The 23,682-nt window shown below is 72.8% G+C and carries 24 protein-coding genes and 1 pseudogene; 11 read left to right on the plus strand and 14 right to left on the minus strand.

The genetic code is table 11. The features are described from left to right. Positions 1-54 precede the first annotated feature (54 nt). The 7 genes from ACQP0N_RS22810 to ACQP0N_RS22840 form a co-directional block, all read right to left on the minus strand. A complete protein-coding gene (locus ACQP0N_RS22810) occupies positions 55-666 on the minus strand; it encodes a GTP-binding protein (protein ID WP_355053540.1) in 612 nt (203 codons plus the stop codon). Beyond that, positions 647-1,033 carry a DUF742 domain-containing protein gene (locus ACQP0N_RS22815; RefSeq protein WP_357134353.1) on the minus strand — a complete coding sequence of 129 codons (387 nt, stop codon included), beginning with the start codon at positions 1,031-1,033 and terminating at the stop codon, positions 647-649. Before ACQP0N_RS22815 ends, ACQP0N_RS22810 begins: the two co-directional genes overlap by 20 nt. A 5-nt stretch (positions 1,034-1,038) precedes the next feature. Next, on the minus strand, positions 1,039-1,461 hold the full coding sequence (locus tag ACQP0N_RS22820; RefSeq protein WP_355053542.1) for a roadblock/LC7 domain-containing protein: 423 nt from the start codon (positions 1,459-1,461) through the stop codon (positions 1,039-1,041). Between the two features lie 91 nt (positions 1,462-1,552). Next, on the minus strand, positions 1,553-4,105 hold the full coding sequence (locus ACQP0N_RS22825) for a nitrate- and nitrite sensing domain-containing protein (protein ID WP_433113979.1): 2,553 nt from the start codon (positions 4,103-4,105) through the stop codon (positions 1,553-1,555). A gap of 124 nt (positions 4,106-4,229) precedes the next feature. Continuing rightward, on the minus strand, positions 4,230-5,834 hold the full coding sequence (locus ACQP0N_RS22830) for a prenyltransferase (RefSeq protein WP_433113981.1): 1,605 nt from the start codon (positions 5,832-5,834) through the stop codon (positions 4,230-4,232). Next, the gene (locus tag ACQP0N_RS22835) at positions 5,827-6,744 is read right to left on the minus strand and encodes a terpene synthase family protein (RefSeq protein WP_433113982.1); all 918 of its coding nucleotides are present in this window, start codon (positions 6,742-6,744) and stop codon (positions 5,827-5,829) included. The genes ACQP0N_RS22830 and ACQP0N_RS22835 overlap by 8 nt, the downstream gene beginning before the upstream one ends. Continuing rightward, entirely contained in the window at positions 6,741-8,078 is a 1,338-nt protein-coding gene (locus tag ACQP0N_RS22840; protein WP_355053564.1) for a cytochrome P450, read from the minus strand. Before ACQP0N_RS22840 ends, ACQP0N_RS22835 begins: the two co-directional genes overlap by 4 nt. Positions 8,079-8,541: 463 nt before the next feature. On the opposite strand from ACQP0N_RS22840, the gene ACQP0N_RS22845 reads away from it, so the two are divergent. Continuing rightward, positions 8,542-8,790: a DUF2630 family protein gene (locus ACQP0N_RS22845; RefSeq protein WP_355053546.1), complete on the plus strand. Its 249-nt coding sequence runs from the start codon at positions 8,542-8,544 to the stop codon at positions 8,788-8,790. A 49-nt stretch (positions 8,791-8,839) separates the two neighbouring features. Here ACQP0N_RS22845 and ACQP0N_RS22850 read toward each other — a convergent pair whose 3' ends face one another. The 3 genes from ACQP0N_RS22850 to ACQP0N_RS22860 form a co-directional block, all read right to left on the minus strand. Further along, entirely contained in the window at positions 8,840-9,772 is a 933-nt protein-coding gene (locus ACQP0N_RS22850) for an RIO1 family regulatory kinase/ATPase domain-containing protein (protein WP_433113985.1), read from the minus strand. A 182-nt stretch (positions 9,773-9,954) separates the two neighbouring features. Next, on the minus strand, positions 9,955-10,599 hold the full coding sequence (locus ACQP0N_RS22855) for an HAD family hydrolase (protein WP_396799340.1): 645 nt from the start codon (positions 10,597-10,599) through the stop codon (positions 9,955-9,957). Positions 10,600-10,663: 64 nt separating this feature from the next. After that, positions 10,664-11,524 (minus strand): carbon-nitrogen hydrolase family protein, encoded by an 861-nt coding sequence (locus ACQP0N_RS22860; RefSeq protein WP_433113987.1) that lies wholly within the window; start codon positions 11,522-11,524, stop codon positions 10,664-10,666. A 77-nt stretch (positions 11,525-11,601) separates the two neighbouring features. Between ACQP0N_RS22860 and ACQP0N_RS22865 the strand changes: the two genes are divergently transcribed. The 8 genes and pseudogenes from ACQP0N_RS22865 (at position 11,602) to ACQP0N_RS22900 (ending at position 16,848) form a co-directional block, all read left to right on the plus strand. Continuing rightward, positions 11,602-12,174 carry a TetR/AcrR family transcriptional regulator gene (locus tag ACQP0N_RS22865; protein WP_234591495.1) on the plus strand — a complete coding sequence of 191 codons (573 nt, stop codon included), beginning with the start codon at positions 11,602-11,604 and terminating at the stop codon, positions 12,172-12,174. A gap of 103 nt (positions 12,175-12,277) precedes the next feature. Continuing rightward, entirely contained in the window at positions 12,278-13,198 is a 921-nt protein-coding gene (locus ACQP0N_RS22870; protein WP_433113989.1) for a TIGR04222 domain-containing membrane protein, read from the plus strand. After that, a pseudogene (locus ACQP0N_RS22875) lies at positions 13,195-14,011 on the plus strand (DUF692 domain-containing protein). Before ACQP0N_RS22870 ends, ACQP0N_RS22875 begins: the two are co-directional and overlap by 4 nt. Further along, entirely contained in the window at positions 14,008-14,580 is a 573-nt protein-coding gene (locus ACQP0N_RS22880; protein WP_433113991.1) for a hypothetical protein, read from the plus strand. The pseudogene ACQP0N_RS22875 and the gene ACQP0N_RS22880 overlap by 4 nt, the downstream one beginning before the upstream one ends. Next, positions 14,565-15,326, plus strand: a complete 762-nt coding sequence (locus tag ACQP0N_RS22885) for an SDR family oxidoreductase (protein ID WP_433113993.1) — start codon at positions 14,565-14,567, stop codon at positions 15,324-15,326. The genes ACQP0N_RS22880 and ACQP0N_RS22885 overlap by 16 nt, the downstream gene beginning before the upstream one ends. Next, positions 15,323-15,907 carry a G/U mismatch-specific DNA glycosylase gene (mug, locus tag ACQP0N_RS22890; protein WP_433113995.1) on the plus strand — a complete coding sequence of 195 codons (585 nt, stop codon included), beginning with the start codon at positions 15,323-15,325 and terminating at the stop codon, positions 15,905-15,907. The genes ACQP0N_RS22885 and mug overlap by 4 nt, the downstream gene beginning before the upstream one ends. 100 nt (positions 15,908-16,007) lie before the next feature. Further along, the gene (locus ACQP0N_RS22895; RefSeq protein ID WP_433113996.1) at positions 16,008-16,265 is read left to right on the plus strand and encodes a hypothetical protein; all 258 of its coding nucleotides are present in this window, start codon (positions 16,008-16,010) and stop codon (positions 16,263-16,265) included. Between the two features lie 94 nt (positions 16,266-16,359). Next, positions 16,360-16,848, plus strand: coding sequence for a hypothetical protein (locus tag ACQP0N_RS22900; RefSeq protein WP_433113998.1), 489 nt, complete (start codon positions 16,360-16,362; stop codon positions 16,846-16,848). Positions 16,849-16,852: 4 nt separating this feature from the next. On the opposite strand, the gene ACQP0N_RS22905 is transcribed toward ACQP0N_RS22900, so the two are convergent. The 3 genes from ACQP0N_RS22905 to ACQP0N_RS22915 form a co-directional block, all read right to left on the minus strand. Further along, positions 16,853-18,829, minus strand: a complete 1,977-nt coding sequence (locus tag ACQP0N_RS22905; RefSeq protein WP_433121760.1) for an ABC transporter ATP-binding protein — start codon at positions 18,827-18,829, stop codon at positions 16,853-16,855. Positions 18,830-18,942: 113 nt separating this feature from the next. Continuing rightward, on the minus strand, positions 18,943-19,710 hold the full coding sequence (locus ACQP0N_RS22910; protein WP_433113999.1) for an enoyl-CoA hydratase/isomerase family protein: 768 nt from the start codon (positions 19,708-19,710) through the stop codon (positions 18,943-18,945). A gap of 46 nt (positions 19,711-19,756) precedes the next feature. Beyond that, positions 19,757-19,984 carry a helix-turn-helix domain-containing protein gene (locus ACQP0N_RS22915; RefSeq protein WP_007462679.1) on the minus strand — a complete coding sequence of 76 codons (228 nt, stop codon included), beginning with the start codon at positions 19,982-19,984 and terminating at the stop codon, positions 19,757-19,759. 200 nt (positions 19,985-20,184) lie between these two features. Here ACQP0N_RS22915 and ACQP0N_RS22920 point away from each other — a divergent pair, with 200 nt between their 5' ends. Next, positions 20,185-20,784, plus strand: a complete 600-nt coding sequence (locus tag ACQP0N_RS22920; RefSeq protein WP_433114001.1) for a cadmium resistance transporter — start codon at positions 20,185-20,187, stop codon at positions 20,782-20,784. Between the two features lie 75 nt (positions 20,785-20,859). Here ACQP0N_RS22920 and ACQP0N_RS22925 read toward each other — a convergent pair whose 3' ends face one another. Then, complete coding sequence (locus ACQP0N_RS22925) at positions 20,860-22,464, minus strand: ABC-F family ATP-binding cassette domain-containing protein (protein WP_355053557.1); 1,605 nt, start codon at positions 22,462-22,464, stop codon at positions 20,860-20,862. 245 nt (positions 22,465-22,709) lie between these two features. On the opposite strand from ACQP0N_RS22925, the gene ypfJ reads away from it, so the two are divergent. Beyond that, on the plus strand, positions 22,710-23,627 hold the full coding sequence (gene ypfJ, locus ACQP0N_RS22930) for a KPN_02809 family neutral zinc metallopeptidase (RefSeq protein WP_433114003.1): 918 nt from the start codon (positions 22,710-22,712) through the stop codon (positions 23,625-23,627). Positions 23,628-23,682 lie beyond the last annotated feature (55 nt).

Raw genomic sequence — 23,682 nt, forward strand, 5'->3', positions numbered from 1 at the left:
CAGCATGACGAGCGGGCAGGAGCGATCCGGACAGTCTCCCGGAGAAAACCTCGATCAGTCTCCGCTGGCGGCGCGGCGACGGGCCTCGCGGGTCTTCATGGCGTGCTCCATGAGGGTCACCAGCACCTCCTTGCTGGACTCCCGCTGACGCGCGTCGCAGAGCAGCACCGGTACGCCCGGGTCGAGGTTCAGTGCCGTCTGCACCTCGTCGAGCCGGTACTGACGCGCGCCCTCGAAGCAGTTGACCGCCACGACGAACGGGGTGCCCCGGCCCTCGAAGTAGTCGATCGACGGAAAGCAGTCGGCCAGCCGACGGGTGTCGGCCAGGACGACCGCGCCGATCGCGCCCAACGCCAGCTCGTCCCAGACGAACCAGAACCGGTCCTGACCGGGCGTGCCGAACAGGTAGAGCACGAGGTCGTCGCTGATGGTGATCCGGCCGAAGTCCATCGCCACCGTGGTGGTGGTCTTGCCCTCCACCCCGGACAGGTCGTCGATGCCGACACCGGTCTCGGTCAGCACCTCCTCGGTGCGCAACGGCCGGGTCTCGCTCACCGCTCCGACCATGGTGGTCTTGCCCACGCCGAAACCACCGGCGACCAGGATCTTGATCGCGGTGGGCAGTGGCGTCGCTCCCGCCGGCCGGTCAGAGTGCCCGTAGTCCATTGATTACCGCCTCGAAGATGCTGTTGTCGGGAAGGCCGGCCGTGGTGTGCGGCTCGCGTACCTGCACGAGGTTGCGGGCCGCCAGGTCGCCGAGGAGCACCCGGATGGTTCCCACCGGCAGGTCGAGGTGGGCCGCGATCTCGGCGACGGACTGTATTCGCTGGCACAGGCCGACGATCGCCAGGTGCTCAGGACCGATCCCGATCTCCGGCGTCACGTCGGCGCGGGTCGCGGTGACCAGGGAGATCAGGTCGAACGTGCCGGTGACCGGGCGGGCCCGCCCACGGGTCACCGCGTACGGGCGCACCACCGGGCCCGCATGGTCATCCACCCACTGATGCTCTGCGGACTCTCCCTGCACCGTCATGGCCGTTACCTCTCGCCAGCCGACTGGTCGGCGCTCCGCGACGGGGAGGCCACGTACTTGCCGACGCGGGTGACGAGCATCGCCATCTCGTACGCGATGAGACCGACGTCGGCGTCCTCGGTGGCGAGGACGGCCAGGCAGGCGTTGCGTCCGGCGGCGGTCACGAACAGGAACGACGACTGCATCTCGATGATGGTCTGCTGCACCTGCCCGCCGCCGAAGCGCTTGCCGGCGCCCCGGGCCAGGCTCTGGATACCGGCCGCCATCGCCGCGAGGTGCTCGCCGTCGTCCCGGCTCAGCCCCTGCGAGGAAGCCATCAACAAACCGTCGGTGGAGAGCGCGACCGCATGCTCGGCCTGCTTCACCCGGCCCACCAGATCATCCAGCAACCACGTCAGGTCGGCACTCGAAGCCGTCTTCTGGGCCACTTCGTCGTCCTCTTCTCGCCCGGCAGTTGCGCCGTATTCGTCTTGGGCTTGACCGTCACACCACGCGGGAACCCGCAGCGCCGGTGCTCGGTCAGGTGGCTTGCGGTTCCTCGTCGGTCGAGTCGGGCGTCGCGCCCGACGCGCCGCCGAGCAGTCGCGCCGCGTCGGTCCGACCACGCCGGGTGCCGGTCTGATAGGAGCTCATCATCCGGCGTACCTGCTCGGGTGGCCGTACCACGTCCTCCTCGTCGGACTCGGTCGCCGCCGGGTCGTCGCGCAGCTCGGGCACGATGTTCGCCTGGCGGACGCGGACCGGCAGGCCGGAGCCGGTGCGGTCCGTCTCGGTCCGCGCCGGGACCGGACCGCCGTCGGCGCTCGGCTCGCTGCCACCGGTGACGGCCCGCTCCACGGCGGGCAGACCGGTCGGCACCGTCGGGCCCTCCAGGGCCGGCTGGCCCGGGACACGCCGGGCCCGGGTGGGCAGGTCCGCCGCCGCGGTCCGCTGGCGGGTGGGGAGTACGACGTCCTTGTCGCCCTCGTCCGTCTGCTCGGTGGTGGTACTGCTCTCGGTCAGCGCCGGGGCGACCGGGGTGACCGGCTGCCGGGCGCCTGCCGCGCTGGTGTCCGTCGCCGCGGTGGCGACCGCGACCGTCGAGAGGCTGGCGGGACGACCGCCCTCGACGGAGCCGGCGGCGGTCGGGCCGGCCGGCAGCGCGATGGCCGTCGGGCCGGCCGGGATCGCGCCGGAGTCCTCCGGGTCGGTACCGTTCGCCGTGATCAGCTCCAACGGGATGAGGACGACGGCGGTGGTGCCGCCGTACGCCGATTCCTTGAGGCGGACCCGCACGCCGTGCCGCTCGGTCAGCCGGCTCACCACGTAGAGGCCGAGGCGGGCGGCGTTGGCCAGGTTCAACTCGGACTGGTCGACGATGCGGTGGTTCGCCGCGGCCAGGTCCTCCTCGCTCATACCGAGGCCCCGGTCCTCGATCTCGATGGCGAAGCCGTTCGCCACGAGCTGGCCGCGGACCTCCACCGTCGTGTGCGGCGGCGAGAACGACAGGCCGTTCTCGATCAGCTCGGCGAGCAGGTGGATGATGTCGCCGACCGCCCGGCCGGCGAGCGAGACAGCGCCCAGCGGCAGCACGTTGACGCGGGTGTAGTCCTCCACCTCGGCCACCGCGCCGCGCACGACGTCCACCATGGGAACGTTGCGCCGCCAGGCCCGACCCGGGGTGGAGCCGGAGAGCACGATCAGGTTCTCCGCGTTACGCCGCATCCGGGTGGCCAGGTGGTCGACCCGGAACAGGTCCTCCAGCTCCTCCGCGTCGTGCTCGCGCCGCTCCATGGCGTCGAGCAGGGTGAGCTGGCGGTGAACCAGCGCCTGCGTACGTCGGGCCAGGCTGAGGAACACCTCGCGGACGTTGCGGCGCAGGTCGGCCTGCTCGACGGCGGTGCGCAGGGCGGTCTCCTGGACGGCGTTGAACGCCTTGCCGACCTGGCCGATCTCGTCCGTGCCGAACTCCAGCGGGGGCGCCTCGGTGGCGACGTCGACCTCCTCGCCACGGCCGAGCCGAGCGACCACGCGGGGCAGCCGCTCGTCGGCGAGCTGCCAGGCGGCCTCTCGCAGCCGGTCAAGCTGGCGCAGGAGCGTACGGGCCGTGGTGATCGAGACGACGACCGAGGCGATGACGGCGAGCAGACCCAGGCCGGTGGCGAGCACGAGTCGGACGACGACCATCACGGCCACGCCGGTGGCCCGGCCGACGATGTCCTCGCCGCCGTCGACGACGGCGTCGTTGACCTCGGCGAGCGCCGGCTCGACGGTGCCGCGCCACTGTTCGGAGCCGACCGGCAACTGGGTCGCCGGCCGGCCCTCGCGGATGATGCTGTCCTGTACGGCGCGCAGCCGGCTGAAGGCCTCACCCTCGACGAGCTGCTGGTAGCGGCGCTGATCGGCGTCGGCGAGCCGGGCCCGGGTCTCCTCGCCGAGGAACCGCTCGGCGCCGACCAGGCTGACGTAGCGGGCGTACTCCGGACCGCTGATCCGACCGGTGCCGAAGAGGCCGCTGAGCAGCGCGTCCTCCTGCGAGATCAGCTCCTTCATCCGGTTGAGCTGGATGAGGGCGGCCGCGTCGGCGGCGATCTCCTTGTCGTCGAGGCTGCCGGTGACGTCGTAGATCCGGAAGATCGATTCGATGGCTTCCGTGTAGGCGTCGGCGGCGGAGATCCGGTCGACCTTGCGGCCGAGCACGTCGGCGCGGGTCTGTTTCAACTCGTCGATCTGCGCGATCGTCTCGTCGAGCTGGACGTCGAGGGCCGAGCTGCCGGCCACGTCGACCTGCCAGTTGCGGACCGAGCCGGCGAAGTCGTCCGCCAGTTGGGTGGCCTTGCGCTGCTCGGTCTCCAGGGCCGCGCGCTGCGCGGCGTCGGGGTTGCTCAGGTACGCCTGGGTCAGCCGCCGCTCGAGCTGAAGCTCCTGCAGCAGGGGTTCGCTGGGCGCGTAGACCTTGCTGTTGAGCAGCTGGACACCGAGCAGGTTGAAGCCGTCCCGCAGGGTGACCCACGCCGCGAACATCCAGAGCGCGACCAGGGAGAGCAGCAGGGCGACAACCTTGGTGCGGATACTCGTACCGCGAGAACGCATTGAACCGTCCCAGGCAGGGCGTTGACTCAGCTCATCAACGGGTGATCATGGAGGACGACGTCCCGCCATGGCGGGGCGTACGGGGCTGAGGCTCTGCGTACGCTAGCAGTGTCCACACAACCCCTCAAGTCGCTGTTTTTGTTGCCTGGTAACCACAATCCACCACCGAACGGTCGACCCCGCCCAGATGGACGGAGGCGAGCCGGCAGGCAGCCAGGACAGCCGCGTGAACGATCGCGGTAGGACAGTACAGCTCTTTTCCGTACCACAGTGGAGGGTCCGACCGGTCGGACCGTTGGTGGAGGTAGGCGTGGCCGCGCGCCACCGCGTCGTCGACCCGGGGCGCTCCGGTCGGCACGGCCACCAGCACCTGCAGGGCGTACGCGGTCTCCTCGGCCGTGCCGTCCCACCGCCCCCACGACCCGTCGGCCCGCTGGCTCTCCAGCACCCAACGGGCCGCCCGGTCGAGCGCCTCGGCCGCCACGCCGCCGCGACCGAACTCCGCCAGGGCCAGCACGCAGCAGGCCGTCGCGTAGTACGGCGAGGCGTGCCACCGGTCCTGCCAGCGGCCGTCGGCGAGCTGGTGCGCCGGCAGCACGGCGCTGAGCCGGTCGACCGTCCGGTGGTACCGCTCGTCCGCGCCGGGGTGCCCGGTCACGTGCTGGCCGAACGCGTCCAGCACGTGCGCGTTGGTGGTGACCGAGAAGCCGTCCTCACTCCCCGGCCAGGTGCCGAAGCCGTCCGCCGTCTCGTACGCCCACAGGCCCGCCGGGTCGGCGGGGTGGCCGAGCCGGGCCAACGCGTCCAAGGTGACCGAGGTGGTGTCGGCGTCGGTCGGCAGACCCTCCCCGGTGGCGACGCCCTCGGCGGCGGTGGCGGCCGCCAGGGTGCGCAGCACGGCCGTCGGCGGGTTGAGCGCGACACCGGCACGACGCAGGCCGCTGAGCACCCAGGCCCGCTCGAACACGGTGATCGGGGTCGGACAGGGCACCGGACCGTCGGCGTCGCGGATCAGCGTCAGCAGGAACGTGTGCGCGGCGGGGCCGGCGTCCGGGCCGGCGGCGCTCAGCCAGGCGGCGGTCGCGGCGGGTGACGCGCCGACGGCAGTGAGGGTCGGCCCGGCGTCGGCCGGTGTCGCGCCCAGCACCTCGTAGAAGTGGGCCAGCTTCGCCGGCAGCGGCACCCCGGCGGCGACCGCGCCGCGTACCGCGCGCAGCCGGTCGGGGCCGAGCCCGGCCGGCAGCGCGAGCGGCGGGCGGGGCAACCGGTCGGCGATCGCCCGGTCCAACCGGGTCAGCCGCCCGTTGATCGACTCGACCAGGGCCGGGACGATGAGGTCCAACGCCGGAGTGTCGGGCAGTGCCCGCGCGTGCGTGGTGAGCAGGCGGCCGGTGAGCGCGTCCAGCCCGCGCCGCACCGGGGTGAGCAGGTGCGGACCGGCAGCTTTTCCGTCGACAAGCGCCGCGAGTAGGGCGTCGACGGCGCTGAGGGTGGGCACCAGGGCGTACCCCTCGGGCGGGCCCCACGCCCCGTCCGGGCGCTGCCCGCGCAGCAGGAAGCCGATCCGCTGGTGGTGCCCCGGCAGCCAGGGCGCGTCGGCGACCAGCCGGCCGCTCTCGTACACCGAGGGGGCTACCTGCCCCCACGGTCGCAGCGCCAGGCCGGCGATCAGCTCGCGCGCGGCGTCGGTGGCGGGTTGGACCAGCACGTGCCCCGGGGCCTCACTCATCGCGTGCTCCCCAGAAGTCCGAGAGCTGGTAGAAGCCACCCGTGAAGGAGATCTGCCGGTGCAGGTAGTCCGCCTGCCGGGGGCAGCGTTCGGCGAGGGCCGTCAGGTCGCCCCGGGACCGGCTGGTCAGCTCGGCGAGCCGGGCGTGCACCCGCGCCGGGTCGTCGACCAGCAGCAGGGCGTTCAGGTCGCCCCACTCGGCGTCCCGCTCGTGCGTGGCGAGGTCGTTGACCAGCCGCAGCACCCGTTGCACGCCACGGCCGGCGTCGAGCAGGTCGGTCAACTGGGCGAGGGTCCGGTCGTCGCCGGTGGCGATCCAGTGGGTGGCGTTGACGAAGGAGCAGGCCAGGTTGTCGGCGTTGTCCAGATAGCGGTCCAGGTCCGGCAGGCGTTGCCCGGTGGTCGGGTCGGTCGGCAGGTTCTTCCAGTCCCACTCCCGCGACACGGCGGCGAGCATCCGGGCCAGTTCCTCGCGCCAGATCGGGCGCAGGCGGTGGAACGCCGGCACGTTGGCCAGCTCGTCGCGCAGGTCGGCCAACAGCCGCGCGAGGTGCCGGCCGGGCGGGGGTGCGGCGCCGTCGGCGACCGCCAGGCAGTCGGTCACGATCTGCCGGACGTCGTCGGCCGACCTGGCGAGGTAGTCGACCTGCCAGTCGGCGGCGAAGACCCACAGCAGGGTACGGGTGGTGATCCGCAGTTCGGCGGCGGTGTGCCACGGCGCGGTGAACGCGATCGCGGTGGCCACCGAGCTGAGCAGCGCGGCGTCGAACGGCGCGGCGTCGAAGAGTTCCGGGTGGGCGGCGGTGACGCCCTGGAGGTCGCGGACGCCCCGTACGGCGAGCGCGCACACCCGGCCCTGCTCGGCGACGGCGTCGGGCCCGGCCTGCACCGGCCACGGCGCGCCGGTCACGAGACGACCGGGCGTTCGACCGGGGTGACGATCAGCTCGGCCCGCTGCTTGGGTTGCAGCGAGGCGCCGAGTCGGGGTGTCAGGCCGACGGGCTCGCGCAACCGGAACCGGTAGCGGCTCAGCACGGTGCTGACGATGAGCTGCGCCTCCAGCAGGAACAGGTACTGCCCGAGGCACTGGTGCGGCCCACCACCGAACGGGAAGTACGAGTAGCGGTAGCGCCGGCGGGGCTTCTCCGGGGCGAAGCGCTCCGGATCGAACAGGGTCGGATCGTCCCAGAAGGTCGACATCCGCTGGGTGACGTACGGGCTGACCAGCACGGTGCCACCCGCCTTGATCCGCACACCGCCCAGCACGTCGTCCGCGACGGCGGTACGGGGAATCATCCAACCGGCCGGGTAGAGCCGCAGCATCTCGTCGAGCACCATGCGGCCGTAGCGCAGCTGCGGCAGGTGCTCGCGGCCGACCCGTTCGGAGCCCACCACCCGCTCGATCTCGTCGGTCATCAGCTCCGCCACGTCGGGCCGGGACGCCAGCACCGGCCACAGCCAGGAGAGCAGCGCGATCGTGGTCTCGGTGGCGGTGGAGAACATCGCGACCACGTCGCCGCGGATCGCGTACTCGTCGGGCTCGCTGCCGTCGGCGCGCGGCCGGCAGAGCGTGGAGATGATGTCCTCGCCGTCGGTGGGCCGGGCCCGGGCCTCCCGGATGATCGGCAGCACCACCTCGTCGATGGTCCGGACCGCCTCGCGGAAGGGCCGGTCGCCGGGCATCGGCACCGCGTACGGCACGAACGGCACCAGCAGGCGCGGGAGCATCGCGGTGGTGACGGTGTCCAGCGCGGCGCTGATCCGCAGCGCGTCCGGCACCGAGATGCGGTCGGCGAAGAGCACCCGCATGGTGGTCCGCAGCACGATCCGGGTCAGTTCCGCGCCGCCGTCGATCGGGCGGCCGTCGCGGGCCGGCTCCAGCCACTCGTCGACGGCCTCGTTGATCGCCTCGGCCATCCGGTCGACGAGCGTCTCGGCGCGCTTCGCGGTGAACAGGGGTTGCAGCGCGCCGCGGCTGGACTCCCAGATCTCACCCTCGGCGACCAGGATGGCGTCACCGACGATCCGGCGGACGGGCCGCCACAACAGGCCCTCCCCGTCGCGGGTGTAGTTGGCAACGTTGTCCCTCAGCACTCGTTGCAGGTGCTCGGGATGGCTGACGAGGTAGGGGCGGAACGAGCCGAGGTTCAGCCGGACGACGTCACCACCGGCGGCGTCCGCGAAGCCCACGAGCGCGCCGAGCGGATCGCGGACCAGCGCGGGCAGGGCATGACGGAGTGGGATCATCCGGGGTTCGGTGCTGACGGGGGTGGGGCCGGCATCGGACACCTGGGACATGCGCTGTCTCCTCGTCGCCCCGGCGGCCTGGGCGGTCCACTTCGGCCGGTCGGGACTGTGGAATTTTCACCTTCTGGGCGTCGGAAGCATCTCACCAATTCCGGGACACCTCCAGACCTATGACCGGTGAGATTCGATCGTTTCCCTAGACGGACATCGATGTTTGCGCCCCGGTAGGTCCTGAGTGGATAGTCAGGACCCGGCACCGGCGCAGGTCGCACCCGTAGATCGATCCGCCGCCGCCGTCGGCCGGTCCGGACGACGACGGTTCCGCGGTCGGTCGTCCACCGGACCCGACGGGGCGGGCCATGCCCGGGCAGTCCCAGAGGGCGGGCAGCGCAGTGAGCAAGGACGCACCGGTACCCCCGAATCCGGGCGATGGCGGGCCCCCTGTGCCAGGCTCTGTGGCATGGACGACAAGACCATCCTGAACCGGATCTCCGAGCTGGTCGACGAGGAGCACCGGCTGCGCGCGGAGGCCCAGGCCCACGAGTCCGGCACCGAGGGCGAGACCAGCGAGCGGCTGCGCGCCCTGGAGGAATCCCTCGACCAGTGCTGGGACCTGCTGCGCCGCCGCCGGGCCGCCCGATCCAGCCACGGCGACCCCGACTCGCAGGGCGAACGCCCCAAGCCCGAGGTGGAGCGCTACCTGCAGTGATCGACACGGGCGGGTCGGGCGGCCACCTCGGCCACCCGACCCGCCGCGGTCAGCGGATGCCCGCCTCGCGCAGCAAGTCCCCCGTCAGCGCGCCGGGATCGGCCTGTTCGGCGCTCAGTCCCCGGGCCACGAACCAGGCGCCGACCACCCGCACGTCGCGGGCCAGGAACTCGGGCCCCTGCGGGTTCGCCACCACGTCGACCACCTGCGGCAGGTCGATCACGACCAGCCGCCCGGAGTGCACCAGCAGGTTGTACGGCGACAGGTCGCCGTGCGCGTAGCCCGCCCGGGCCAGCACGCGCAGCGCCTCGACCAGCTGGCCCCACAGGTCGCGCAGCTCGGCCGCGCCGGGCCGCAGCTGGGCGAGCCGGGGCGCCGCCAGGCCCGACTCGGCGTCGCCGACGAACTCCAACATCAGCTCGGTGCCCCGCACCTGCACGGGGTACGGCACGGCGATCCGGTCGTTTCCGGCGCCGATCTCCCAGAGCCGCGCCAGCGCCGCGAACTCGGCCGCCGCCCACTGCCCGGCGATCATCTGGCGGCCGAAGGCCGTCCGGCCGGCCATCGCCCGCATCTCCCGGGAACGCCGCACCCGGCGCCCCTCCAGGTAGCCGGCGTCGCGGTGGAACAGCCGGTGCTCGGCGTCCCGGTACCGCTTCACCGCCAGCAGGCAGGACCGGTCGGTGTCCGGCACCGCCCGGCGGACCAGGTGGACGTCCGCCTCCTTGCCGGTCTTCAGCACACCCAGCTCGGTGTCCTTGGCGGCCAGTTCGGTGACCAACCAGTCCGGGTACGGCTGGGGCCCGTGCACCGCGTCGTCCCAGGACGACCAGCGCTCGCCGGTGTCGGGATCGGGCTCGGTGTCGGGATCGGCGGGCGACCCGGTGGGTCGGGCCCGCTTCAGGAACTGTGGTTCGTCGTCGTCGAAGCGGCGCTTGCCGCGGGTCCGGCGCTCCAGCGCCGGGAGGTCATGATCGCGCACTGTGGTGAGGTTCCCTTGGTCGAGGCTGAGATAGGCAGCGGAAAGCGACCTGCGAAGACGGCCATGACCGACCTCCTCTCCTCGAACGGGCGGTACGCCCGGTGCACGATGCGCCGCCATCCTCGCGGCAGCTCGGACGGCGGGTCAACCGAATTACGGTGGGGACGCGACGCCGTTCCCCGTCAGCTCGCGAGGACCGTGGCGACGGCGGCGATCAGCCCGTCCACCGTGCGGCTCGGCGCGAACCGGACGTCCGACCAGGTCCGTCCCCGGTGCAGCCAGACGCTGGGCAGCCCCACCGCGGCGGCGCCGCCGATGTCCGCCTCCGGGCTGTCGCCGACCACCCACGCGCCCCGCAGCGGCATCCGGACGCGCTGCGCGGCGAGCGCGAAGATCCGGGGGTTGGGCTTGCTGACCCCGGCCTCCTCGGAGATCACCCAGTCGGCGACGTAGCGGTCCAGGCCGGTACGACGGATCTTGGCGTCCTCCAGGCGTACCGTGCCGTTGCACACCACCACGGGCACCCATCCCGCGTCGTCGGCGATGCGCAGCGCGCAGGCGGTCAGCGGGTCGAGCCGGGTCTGCGCCACCACCCCGTCGTGCAGCTCCTCCACCAGGTCGATCGAGGGGATACGCAGCTCGTAGCGGTCCCGGATCGCGTCGGCCAGGTCCCAGCGGTCGGTCAACCCGTCCGCGTCGAGCGAGACCAGCCAATCGATGTCGGTGGGGGGCGCGCCGATGCGGTCCAGGAAGCGCTCACCCCAGCGGCGGAAGGGTCCGGCCCGGTCCAGCAGGGTGTTGTCCAGGTCCAGCAGGAGCAGTGGCACTCGGGCACCCTACGGGACCGACGTGTCCGCCAACAGACCCGCGTGTTTCGAGTTGACGATGGGCTTAACCGGTCAGCGACATCCGCGCGCCGCCCTGGCCCGGCAGCAGATCGGCGAGCATCGAATGGGCTGCCCGGGTGCTGGTGAGCACGGCCGGATCGAGGGTCGCCACGAGCGTCTCCGCGCCCTCGTCGGCGCCCCGGGCGAGCGTACGGCCCTGCGGGTCGTAGATCGCCGCGCCGCCGTTGAACCGCCACGGGTCGCTGCCGCCGACGGCGTTGGCGAAGACCACGAACATCGTGTTGTCCAGTGCCCGCGCCGCGTAGTACAGGTCCCGGCGGTGCTCCGAGCCGGCCAGGTAGCCGCTGGGACACAGGTAGGCGTGCGCGCCGTCGAGCGCGGCGGCCCGGCCGTGCTCCGGGAAGCAGCCGTCGTAGCAGATGCCCAGCCCGAGCCGCCAGTCGTCGACGAGCAGCGTGGCGCCCCGCCCGCCGGGGCTGAACAGGTCGCGCTCGTCGCCCCAGAGCTGCTGCTTGTCGTACCCGACCCGGACGCCGCCAGCGCGGTCGACCACGAGAGCGGCGATGGTCCGCCGGTCGTCCGGGTGCCGGACCGCGGCGCCGACCACAACGGTGACCCCGGCGGTCCGTGCCGCCGCGCGCAGCGGGTCGAGCCGACCGTCGGCGACCAGCCCGGCCGGGTCGGCCGCCACGTGGGTGCCGACCGGATCGGCGGCGAGGGTCGGCGGGTGGTACGCGCACAGGTACAGCTCGGGGAGGACGACCACCCGGGCGCCCTGCCCGGCGGCGAGCCGGACCAACTCGGCGGCGGCCGCCGCGTTGCCGGCGACGTCACCGGGCGCCGGGGTGGCCTGGACGGTGGCGACGGTCAGCGGGCCGGACGGCGCGGGGTACGAGCGGGTCACCGGTGGATCGTAAACGTCGCGTTACCAAGCCGTACGTACGGTTTGCACCGCCCGAGGTGACCTGCGACGATCGAGGTGTGCCCAGAGTAAGTCAGGACCAGCTCGACGCGCGCCGGCAGGAGATCCTTGCCGCGGCCCGGGCGTGTTTCGCCCGACTCGGCTACGAGGGGGCCACCGTCCGCCGCCTCGAGGAGGCCACCGGCCTGTCCCGGGGCGCCATCTTCCACCACTTCCGCGACAAGGACTCGCTCTTCCTCGCCGTCGCCGAGGACGACGCCGCCGCCATGGTCGAAACGGTCGCCCGTAACGGTCTGGTGCAGGTGATGCGCGACCTGCTGGCGCGCGCCGTCTCGCCGGACACCACCGGCTGGCTGGGCAGTCAACTGGAGGTGTCCCGCCGGCTGCGCACCGATCCGGCGTTCGCCAAGCGCTGGGCGGAGCGGTCCGCCGCGATCGCGGAGGCGACCCGGGACCGGCTGGCCCGTCAGCGCGACGCCGGGGTGCTGCGCGAGGACGTACCGATCGACGTGCTGGCCCAGTTCCTGGAGCTGGCCTACGACGGCCTGGTGCTGCACCTGGCCATGGGCCGACCGGCCGGTGACCTGGGTCCGGTCCTCGACCTGGTCGAGGAGGCGGTCCGCCGCCGCTGAGCGGTGCCAGCGGGCCGGCGACGGCGCGGCAGCCCCGGCCGAGCCGGATGGCGTCGGTGCTCCACAATGGGGCCGCCGACCCCTCCGGCGACAGGAGCAGCCGATGATCGTCCACGCCGCCTCGGGCGACACCTGGGGCATCCCCGGTCCGACCTTCCTGCGGCTCTACCTCGTGGTGGCCGTCGTGGTGGCCGCCGTCGCGGTGCTGCACCGGGTACGCCTCACCACCGGCGCGGAACCCCTCGTCGCCGAGCCACTCGGCCCCCAGGAGGTCGCCTATCTCAACGGTGGGCCGGCCCTCGCGGTGCACGCCGCGCTGGGCGGTCTGCGCAGCAGCGGCGCGATCGACGTCGGCCCGGATCGTCGCCTGCGCACCACCGGCCCGGCCCCGACCGGGCTCACCCCGCTGGAGCAGGCGATCCACTGGGCCGCCCACCAGGGCGTCCGAGCCCGGGACCTGGCCCAGGACGAGCGGGTGGCCGCCGCGCTCGACCAGCTCGGCGCCAGCCTCGTAGGGCGCGGACTGCGGGTGGACCCGGCGCGGCGGGTCACCGCACAACAGTGGCGGCTGCTCCTCGCCGCCCTGCTGGTGTTCGGCGTCGTACGGCTGTTCGCCGGCCTGGCCAACGGGCGACCGGTGGGCTTTCTGCTGCTCACCCTCGTCGGTGTGGCGGTGGCGGTGCTGCTGCTCTGGCGGGTGCCGGAGACCACGCGGGCCGGGCGCAGCGCGCTGCGCGACCTCCGCGTCCGACACCACCACCTCGCCCCCGATTCGTCCCCCGCGTACGCCACCTACGGCGCGGCCGGCGCGGCGATGGGCGTGGCGCTGTACGGCACGGCGTCGCTGTGGGCCATCGACCCGGGCTTCGCCGCGCAGGCCGAGATCCAGCGCCAGGCCATCGCCAGCAGCGGCTGGTCGTCGGGTGCCGGCACCGGGTCGTCGGGTACGACCGGCAGCTCCTGCGGCGGTGGCAGCTCCTGCGGTGGAGGCGGTGGGTGCGGCGGCGGTGGGTGCGGCGGATGACCGGCCCGTACGGCGTCGGCATCGGCTGGCGCCCCGAGATCGCCGGTTTCGTGGCCGAGCTGCCCGGGTTGCGCTTCGTCGAGGTGGTTGCCGAGTCGGTGGCGTCGACCGGGCCCTCCCGGTCGGGCTGACGCGGCTGCGCGAGCGCGGCGTGACAGTCGTACCCCATGGGGTGCGGCTCTCCCTCGGCGGCGCCGAACCGGTCGACCCGGCCCGCGTCGCTCACCTGGCCGCCGTCGCGCGGCGGGTGGACGCCCCGCTGGTCAGCGAACACATCGCGTTCGTGCGGGCCGGCGGGCTGGAGGCCGGGCACCTGCTGCCGCTCCCCGCAGCCGGGAGGCGGTCGACGCGGTCTGCGCGAACGTGGCCCGCGCGCAGGCCGAGCTGCCGGTGCCGATCGCGCTGGAACCGATCGCCGCCCTCTTCGACTGGCCCGACGACGAGCTGGACGAGGCGGACTTCCTCACCGAGATCCTGGACCGCACCGGCGCGCTGCTGTTGCTGGACGTCGCCAACCTGCACGCCAACGCCCGCAACCGGGGCACCGACCCGCTCGCGCTGCTCGACCGGCTGCCACTGGACCGGGTCGGCTACGTGCACGTGGCCGGCGGGGCCGAACGCGGCGGCTTCTACCACGACACGCACACCCATCCCATGCCGCCGGAGGTGCTGGAGCTGGTCGGCGCGCTCGGTGCCCGGCGACGGCCGCCGGCGCTGCTGCTGGAGCGCGACGGCGGGTACCCGCCGGCCGCCGAGCTGCGCGCCGAACTGGACGCCCTGGCCGCGGCGTCCGGCTTCCCGGCCGTGACATGACCGGCGCTCCCGGCCGGGACCTGACCGGCGCTGCCGGCGGCGACCGGGATGGTGGACCCGAGCGGCCCGTACCCCGGCCCGGCCTCGCCGCGCGGCAGGCCGAGCTGGTCGCGGCGCTGGTAGCCGGAGGTCCGCCACCGGCCGGATTCGCGGTGGGGCCGTTGGCCGCCGCCCGGGCGGCGCTGCTGAACAAGCGCGCCGACGAGGTGGCCCGGCACTGGCCAGGGCTCGCCGCCGGCCTCGGCGCGGCGTGGCCCGCGACCTTCGCCGAATGGGCCGCCGGCCGCCCCACGGCGGGCTCGCTGCGCGACGGCTGGGATCTGGCCCGGACCCTGCGCGGGCGGGCGACGCTGCCGCCGTCGGGCGCGGAGGAGCTGGCGGTCCGGGAGGCGACCCTGCGCTACGACGGGCGCACCGCGCCACGTCCGCGCCGACTGCCGGCCGTCGCCCGCGCCGCAGGGGCCGTCGCGGTGCAGGTCGCCGGTCGGGTACGGCTGCTGCGCCCCGCCACCAACGTTGGCGGGGACGCTCCGGATCGGGCAGGATCGGCGTTATGGATCTCGGACTGACCGACCGCGTGTACGTACTGACCGGTGCCTCCCGCGGCCTGGGTTACGCGACGGCGCAGTGCCTGGTCGCCGACGGTGCCCGGGTGGTGCTCTCGGCGCGGGACGCGGACGCGGTGGCCGCCGCCGCCGAGCAGCTGGGCGGTCCGGGCAAGGCGGTCGGCGTCGCCGCGGACCTGACCGACCCGCAGACCCCGGAGCGGCTCGTCGCGGCGGCCCGCACCCACTTCGGCCGGCTCGACGGCGCGCTGATCTCGGTCGGCGGCCCGCCCGCCGGCAACGCCGCGTCGATCACCGACGAGCAGTGGCGGAACTCCTTCGAGACCGTCTTCCTCGGCACCGTCCGCACCGCGCGCACCGTCGCCGGGGCCCTACCCGACGGGGGCGCGATCGGGCTGGTGCTGTCCACGTCGGCCCGTGGGCCGGTGCCCGGCCTCGGCATCTCCAACGGCCTACGGCCCGGCCTGGTCGGCGTCGCCAAGGACATCGCCGACGACTACGGCCCGCGCGGTGTACGCGTCGTCGGCCTGCTGCCCGGCCGGATCATGACCGACCGCAACCGGGAGCTGTTCGCCGCGACCGGCGACCCGGAGCGCGCCCGCGCCGAGGCGCAGGCCCTCATCCCGTTACGACGCCTCGGCGACCCGGCCGAGTTCGGTCGGGTGGCCGCCTTCGTGCTCTCCCCCGCCGCGAGTTACCTGACCGGCGTCACCGTGCCGGTAGACGGCGGCGCGCTGCGGGGCCTGTGAAGCCCGGCAGCTCCCGGCCCACCCGGGCGGACCTGGCGGCGGCTGCGGATCGGACCATTCCCGACGTGCTAGCGCCGGGGCTGGCGGTGCTCTTCGTCGGGATCAACCCCGGCCTCTGGTCGGCGGCCACCGGCTGGCACTTCGCCCGACCCGGTAACCGGTTCTGGCCGGCGCTGCACCTGGGCGGATTCACTCCCCGCCTGCTGCACCCGAGCGAGCAGCACGAGTTGCCGGCCCTCGGGCTCGGCATCACCAACATGGCCGCCCGGGCCAGCGCCCGCGCCGACGAGCTGACCGCCGAGGAACTGCTCGACGGCGCCGCGATCCTGACCGACAAGGTGGCCCGGTACCGGCCACAGTGGGTGGCCGTGGTGGGGGTGACCGCGTACCGGATCGGTTTCCAACGACCGAAGGCCGCCTTCGGGCCGCAACCGGAGTCGCTGGCCGGCTCCCGGCTCTGGGTCCTACCGAACCCAAGCGGCCTGAACGCCCACTACACGACGGTGACGCTGGGCGCGGCGTTCGCCGAGCTACGGGCGACCACCGGCCTGCCCGACCGCGCCGCACCCCGCCGATCATGAAGTTGTTGCCACGACACGCCGACGCGGATGGCGACAACTTCATGATCGACCGGGGTGGGAACGCTCGGGCTGCATTGTTCGGCACCGATACCCTGCGCGCATGGCCCGGATTCTGCTCGCACTGTTCCTGGTGCTCGTCCTCTCGTTGGTCGCCGTCGTGGCGCTGCGGCGTCGGCGCAGGGTCGCCCCGTCGGACGGCCGGCAGGCGGGGCTGGAATCCGCGCGCAAGGCGATCCGCCAGAGCGCCCGCGAGAGCCGCAAACGTCGCCGGGGCAGTCTTCGCGGCAAGGGCGGCGGCGGTGACGAGAACCAGGCCATCGACGCGGGCGTGACGAGCGATTCCGGCGGCATGCCGTAGTCGGCTCGTCGTCTGTTCGTCTGCACCGGGGGTGAGTTGCCCCGCACGATGATCGAGAGGTGTCGTTCCATGGTGAACTGGGAACGATCGCCGTATGGCCGACCCGCAGAAGCCTGATCTGGACGAACTGCTCGCCTCGCGCCTGTGGCCCGCCGTCCTCATCCCGGTCGGAGTGCTCTCCGCACTGGTCGCCGTCGGCATCTGGCTGGCACCCACGTTCCCCTTCCTGCCGGTGGCTCTCCTTCTCACCACGATCGTCGTGGCCTGGCGGCAGCGGGGCGACGCCCTGATGGCTGACGAGACCGGACTATGGGTTCGGCGTCGCGGCCGGGTCACCCGCCGCTACCGCTGGGAAGAGATCAGCCAAGCGGGACTGACCCGGCCCGGCTTCGGCCAGGTCGCCCTGGCCGTCTACCCCCACGGCGGGCCGTGGGACGTGCCCGGCCCCAACAACCCGGTCGTCGTGGGTCGCGTCTGGATGCTGCGCAAGCCCGATCCGCAGACGACGGACCGGATCAACGCGCTGCTGCGCTCCCGGGGCGTTCCCGCGATCGACCTGCAACGCCCCACGATCGGCGCCTGACGGGTCAGTTGGCGGCGGCGGGCGGCATGGCCTCGTCGGCGACGTACGTCCCCAGGGGCATGACCACCGGCTCGGGGCCGGTCGCGTCCACGAAGGGGCGGGGCGAGTCGGCGACCGCGAACTGGGTGCGGTACAGCTCGGCGTAGAGCCCGCCGACGGCGACCAGCTCGTCGTGCCGGCCCCGCTCGACGATCCGACCGCCGTCGAGCACGAGGATCTGGTCGGCGTCCCGGACGGTGGAGAGCCGGTGCGCGATCACCAGGGCGGTACGTCCGGCCAGCGCCACCGACAGCGCGCGCTGCACGGCGGCCTCGCTCTCCGAGTCGAGGTGTGCGGTCGCCTCGTCGAGGATGACGATCGACGGGGCCTTGAGCAGCAGTCGGGCGATGGCGATGCGCTGCTTCTCGCCGCCGGAGAAGCGGTAGCCGCGCTCCCCCACCGTCGTGTCCAGACCGTCGGGCAGCGACCGGACCAGGTCGGCCACCTGGGCGCCGGCGAGCGCGGCCCAGATCTCGTCGTCGGTGGCGTCGGGCTTGGCGTAGCGCAGGTTCTCGGCGATGGTCTCGTGGAACAGGTGCGAATCCTGGGTGACCACGCCGATCTCGTCGCGCAGGGAGGCGAGCGTCGCGTCGCGCACGTCCACCCCGCCGACCAGGACCTGGCCATCGGTGACGTCGTAGATCCGGGAGATGAGCATCGACAGCGTCGACTTGCCCGCGCCCGACGGCCCGACCAGGGCGACCATCTGCCCGGGCTCGACGCTGAACGAGACGCCCTTGAGCACCGGCTCGTTGACGGTGCGGTCGAGGGTGGCGACCTCCTCCAGCGAGGCGAGGGAGATCTCGGCCGCGCTGGGATAGCGGAAGCGCACGTCGCGGAAGTCGACCCGGCCGGCGCCCCGGGGCACCGGGACGGCGTCGGGCTTCTCCACGATGCCGGGCTTGAGGTCGAGCACCTCGAAGACCCGGTCGAAGGAGACCAGCGCGCTCATCACGTCCACCCGGACGTTGGAGAGCGCGGTGAGCGGCCCGTACAGGCGGGTGAGCAGCAGCGCGAGGGTCACGACGGTGCCGGCGCTGACGCCGCCGGTGACGGCGAGCCAGCCGCCGAGACCGTAGGTGAGCGCCTGCGCCAGCGAGGCGACCAGGAGCATCGCCACGAAGAACGTCCGCGAGTACATGGCGGACTGGATCCCGATGTCGCGGACCCGCTCGGCGCGGCCGGCGAACCGGCGGGCCTCGATGTCGGGTTGGCCGAAGAGTTTCACGAGCAGCGCGCCGGCCACCCCGAACCGCTCGGTCATGGTCGCGTTCATCTTGGCGTCGAGGTTGTACGCCTCGCGCGTGATGTCGGCCAGCCGCCGACCGACCCGGCGGGCCGGGATGATGAAGATCGGCAGCAGCACCAGCGAGAGCGCGGTGATCTGCCAGGAGAGGGTGAACATCACCGCGGCGGTGAGCACGAGTTGGATGACGTTGCTGACCACGCCGGACAGGGTGGAGGTGAACGCGCGCTGGGCGCCGAGCACGTCGTTGTTGAGCCGGCTGACCAGGGCACCGGTCTGGGTGCGGGTGAAGAACTGCAACGGCATCCGCTGCACGTGGTCGTAGACGCGGGTGCGCAGGTCGAGGATGATGCCCTCGCCGATGCGGGCGGAATACCACCGCTGGGCCAGGGACAGCAGCGCGTCGGCGACCGCCAGCCCGGCGATGAACAGGGCCAACCGGATGACGAGCCGACCGGCCTCGGTGCCGCCCCGGTTGATCGCGTTGATGACGTCACCGGCGAGCACCGGCGTGGCGACGCCGATGATGGCGGCGAGCACGACCGTGGCCAGGAAGACGACGATGTCGCGCCGGTAGGGCTGGGCGAAGGCGACGATGCGGCGGGCCACCCCGCTCTTGAGCCGGTGGGTGGAGACTTCGTCGCGGTTGCGCATCGACCGGAGCATGCTCCACCCGGCCATGCCACCGCCGGACATCGGGCTGGACACCACTCACCTCCGGGTCGTCGGGCGGACCGCGCTGTCGGCTCAATTCTCCCGACAGGTGTGACAACCTCGCTCGTAACCCAGATCTTCCCGCGCGGTCCTTACTATTCGCCCCGGCCGGCGAGGTCGCGCAGGCGGCGGGTCTGCGCCTCACGCTCGGCCCGCTGCTGGTCGGCGTGCGACCGCCCGGCCGCGCCGGCGATCAGCGCCTTGATCTCCACCACCGCGTCGCGCGGGCCGGCCAGCAGGCCCGCCGTGAGGTCACGGACCGCGTCGTCCAGCTCCGCCGGGGGTACGACGAGAGTGGCCAGCCCGATCCGGTCGGCCTCGGCGGCGTCCAGCCGGCGGCCCGTGGCGCAGATCTCCAGCGCCCGGGAGTAGCCGACGAGCTCCACGAGACGCTTCGTGCCGGCCAGGTCGGGCACCAGCCCGAGCGTCACCTCGGCCATCGAGAACCTCGCGTCGGCGGCGAGGACCCGCAGGTCGCAGGCGAGGGCAAGCTGGAAGCCGGCACCGATCGCATGCCCCTGCACCGCCGCCACGGAGATGACGTCCGGCCGGTGCAGCCAGGTGAAGCCGCCCTGGAACTCGGCGATCCGGTCGGCGCACTCGTCCTCGGGCAGCGTGGCCAGCTCGGCGAACGATCCCGGGCCGGACGCACCGGCGACCGCGAGGTCGAGGCCGGCGGAGAACGCACGCCCCTCGCCCCGGACCACCACCACCCGTACGTCACCGGGCAGGTCGCGCGAGAATTCGCTCATCGCGCGCCACATGGCCGGCGTCTGGGCATTGAGCACGTCGGGCCGGCACAACGTCACCGTGGCGACCGGCCCGTCGCAGGTCAGCCGAACCCCGGTCGCCTCGGTGGTCACCGGACTGCCCGGGGAGCGGCGTTCGTCAACGACGCTAAGGGGCGGGTCACGCCTTCTTGCGGCGCCGGGCACCGCCGCGCTGACGCAGCTGAACCCCGGACTCGGTGAGCACCCGGTGGATGAACCCGTAGGAACGGCCGGTCGAGGCCGCCAGCGCGCGGATGCTCTCCCCCGAGGTGTACCGCTTTACCAGGTCCTTGGCGAGCGTCTGACGCTCGGCTCCGACGATCCGGCGACCCTTCTCAGTGCTGGTGGCTGTGCCAGTGGCTGCCATGCTGTGTCCTCACGTCCCAGACTGTGCGGTTCGGATACGGTCCCACCTATTAGACCGCCTCGGACGATCATGCGCCAGATATCAACTCTTCGCCAACCGACACGCTATGCAATGTCAGGTTCCCGATAGAGTGATCCTCGCGAAACGTCCCGAGTGGGCCACCCCGGCGCGGTGACGCCTCCACCCGTACGCTCCCGGACGTGATCGACCTGTTCGGTACCGCAGCCGGCGCGGCCGTCGTCTTCGCCGCCACCGACATCGACGACATCGTCATCCTCACGCTGTTCTTCGTCGCGGCCCGCACCACCGGCCGCCCGCGTACCGCACAGATCGTCGCCGGCCAATATCTGGGCATCGGCGCGCTCGCGCTGGCCAGCGCGGTGGTCGCCGCCGGGTTGCTGGTCGTGCCGGACCCGTGGACCGGGCTGCTCGGCCTGCTGCCGATCGCGCTGGGCGTCCGCGCGCTGTGGCACCGGGACGACGACGAACCCGCCGCCGTGGTCACCGGCACACTCGGCGTGGCCGGGGTGACGATCGCCAACGGGGCCGACAACGTGGCCGTCTACGTACCCGTGTTCCGGGCCCTCGGCCCCGGTGACAGCGCGGTGTTCCTGCTGATCTTCGTGGTGCTGATCGGCCTGTGGTGCGCCGCCGCGGCCTGGCTGGGCGGCCACCGGCGGGTGGTCGCCCTGGTGGAGCGTGCCGGGCACTGGCTGGTACCGGCGATCTTCATCGGCATCGGTGTGGTGATCCTGGTCAGCTCCGGCGTGCTGGGCCGGCTGGTCGACCTGCTGGGCTGAGACCCGGCGGTCCGGCTGGTCGACCTGCCGGGCGGAAACCGGGCGGTCCGGGCGCCGGACCGCCCGCCGCAGCGGTCAGGCCAGCTCGACCAGTTCGAGGAGGTCGTCGCTCCAGGCGTCCTCGTCGCCGTCGGGCAGCAGGATCGCGCGGTCCGGCTTGAGCGCGAGGACCGCGCCGGGGTCGTGCGTGACCAGCACGATCGCGCCCGGGTAGTTGGCGATCGCGTCGAGCACCTGCTCGCGGCTGACCGGGTCGAGGTTGTTGGTCGGCTCGTCCAGCAGCAGCACGTTGGCGCCCGAACAGACCAGCGTGGAGAGGGCCAGCCGGGTCTTCTCGCCACCGGAGAGCACCCCGGCCGGCTTGTTCACGTCGTCGCCGGAGAACAGGAACGCGCCGAGGATCTTGCGCAGGTCCGTGTCGGACTGCTCGATCGCGGCGGCCCGCATGTTCTCCAGCACCGTCCGCTCCACGTCCAGCGTCTCGTGCTCCTGCGCGTAGTAGCCCAACCGCAGGCCGTGCCCCGCGTGCACCTCGCCGGTGTCCGGGCTGAGCAGCCCGCCGAGCATCCGCAGCAGCGTCGTCTTGCCCGCGCCGTTGAGCCCGAGGATGGCCACCCGGGAACCCCGGTCCACCGCCACGTTGACGTCGGTGAAGATCTCCAACGAGCCGTACGACTTGGACAGGCCGGTCGCGGTGAGCGGCGTCTTGCCGCACGGGGCCGGGCTGGGGAAGCGGACCTTGGCGACCCGGTCGGCGACGCGTACCTCCTCCAGGCCCGAGATCAGCTTCTCGGCGCGGCGGGCCATGTTCTGCGCGGCGACGGTCTTGGTGGCCTTGGCCCGCATCTTGTCGGCCTGCGCCATCAGCGCGCCGGCCTTCTTCTCCGCGTTGGCCCGCTCCCGGCGGCGGCGGCGCTCGTCGGTCTCGCGGGCCTCCAGGTACGCCTTCCAGCCCAGGTTGTAGACGTCGATCACCGAGCGGGTGGCGTCGAGGAACCAGACCTTGTTGACCACCGACTCCAGCAGCGCGCCGTCGTGGGAGATCACGATGAGCCCGCCCTTGTGGTTGGCGAGGAACCCGCGCAACCAGGTGATCGAGTCGGCGTCGAGGTGGTTGGTCGGCTCGTCGAGCAGCAGGATGCCGCCGCCGTTCTCACCGGCGTCCCGGAACAGGATCCGGGCCAGCTCGATGCGCCGGCGCTGACCGCCGGAGAGGGTGCCGATGGTCTGGGCGAGCGCGCGGTCCGGTAGCCCGAGGTTGGCGCAGATCCGGGCGGCCTCGGCCTCGGCGGCGTACCCACCCAGGGCGGCGAACTGGTCCTCCAGCGCGCCGTAGCGGCGGACCAGCTTCTCGTTGGCGTCCTCGGCGAGGCGCTCCTCGACCTCCTTCATCTGGGCCATCAGCACATCGAGACCGCGGGCGGAGAGCACCCGGTCGCGGCCGGTGACCTCCAGGTCGCCGGTGCGGGGGTCCTGCGGGAGGTAGCCGATGGCGCTGCGCTGGTCGATCTGGCCGCCGTACGGCTGGCCCTCACCGGCGAGCACCTTGAGGGTGGTGGTCTTGCCGGCGCCGTTGCGGCCGACCAGGCCGATCCGGTCACCGGGCTGCACGCGCAGGGTGGTGTCGGACAGCAGGATCCGGGAGCCGGCACGCAGCTCCAGGCCGGTGGCAGTGATCATCTCGTAGGACTCGCTCTCGGGGTCTGGAAGGCTGACTCAGGGCACGCGAAAGCGCCGGCGGGCGGTGGGCCCGTCGGCGCGGGGCGGTTCAGCCTTCGCAGCGCGGCACGGCGACAAGTGTACCGGGGCGCGGTCGAGCAGCCGGGCCGGATTACCAATCAAGATCATCGGGTACCGAATCGCCGTCCGGACCCGGTCCGGCGCTGACGGCCTATCACAGGACATTTCACGCGATCGAGGTCATCATGGAGCTGAACGAGAACGCGCAGGTCGACACCAGTCAGGTAGAGGACATGCGTGGATCCGGCGGAGGCGGCGGGGGCGGAGGCCTCGGGATCCCGATCCCCGGGGGCGGCGGCCGGGGCGGCGGCCTGATCGGCATCATCATCGCCGTCGTGCTGGCGTTGGCCGGTGGCGGGTTCGGGCTCAGCCAGCTCGGCGGCGGAGGCGGCAGCGACCAGCCAGCCGACAACTCCAGCCTGGACGCCGAGTGCTCCGCGAGCGCGACCAAGACCGAGGACTGCCGCAACACCCTCTTCATCAATTCCATCCAGGCTTACTGGAAGGACGCCATGCCGAAGGCGTTCGGCGACCAGTACCAGCCGGTCACCACCCGGTTCTTCAGCAACAGCGTGAACACCGGCTGCGGTCAGGCCGACTCGGGTGTCGGCCCGTTCTACTGCCCGGCGGACAAGCATGTCTACATCGACCTGACCTTCTACGACACGCTCAAGTCGGAGTTCGGCGTCGACGGCGAGTTCCCCCAGCCGTACGTTCTCGCGCACGAGTACGGCCACCACGTGCAGGACCTGCTCGGCACCGAGGCCAAGGCGCAGGACGGCAAGTCCGGGCCCACCTCCGGCTCGGTCCGGCTGGAGTTGCAGGCGGACTGCTTCGCGGGCGCCTGGGCCAACCACGCCACCGAGACCAAGTCGAAGAACGACAAGGCGATCTTCAAGTCGATCAGCGAGCAGGACATCCAGGACGCGGTGGACACCGCTGGCGCGATCGGCGACGACGCCATTCAGCAGAAGTCCGGCCGGGGCAACGACCCGAGCTCGTACACCCACGGCACCGCCGCCCAGCGGCAGAAGTGGTTCGAGCAGGGCTACAACAGCGGCGACCCGAAGACCTGCGACACCTTCGGCACCGACCAGCTCTGACACCTCCACGCGGTCGCGGCAGGCCCGCCGAGCGGGCCTGCCGCGATTGTCGTTG

This window comes from Micromonospora sp. CA-246542 (assembly GCF_050942905.1).
In the GTDB taxonomy this organism is placed as follows: domain Bacteria; phylum Actinomycetota; class Actinomycetes; order Mycobacteriales; family Micromonosporaceae; genus Micromonospora.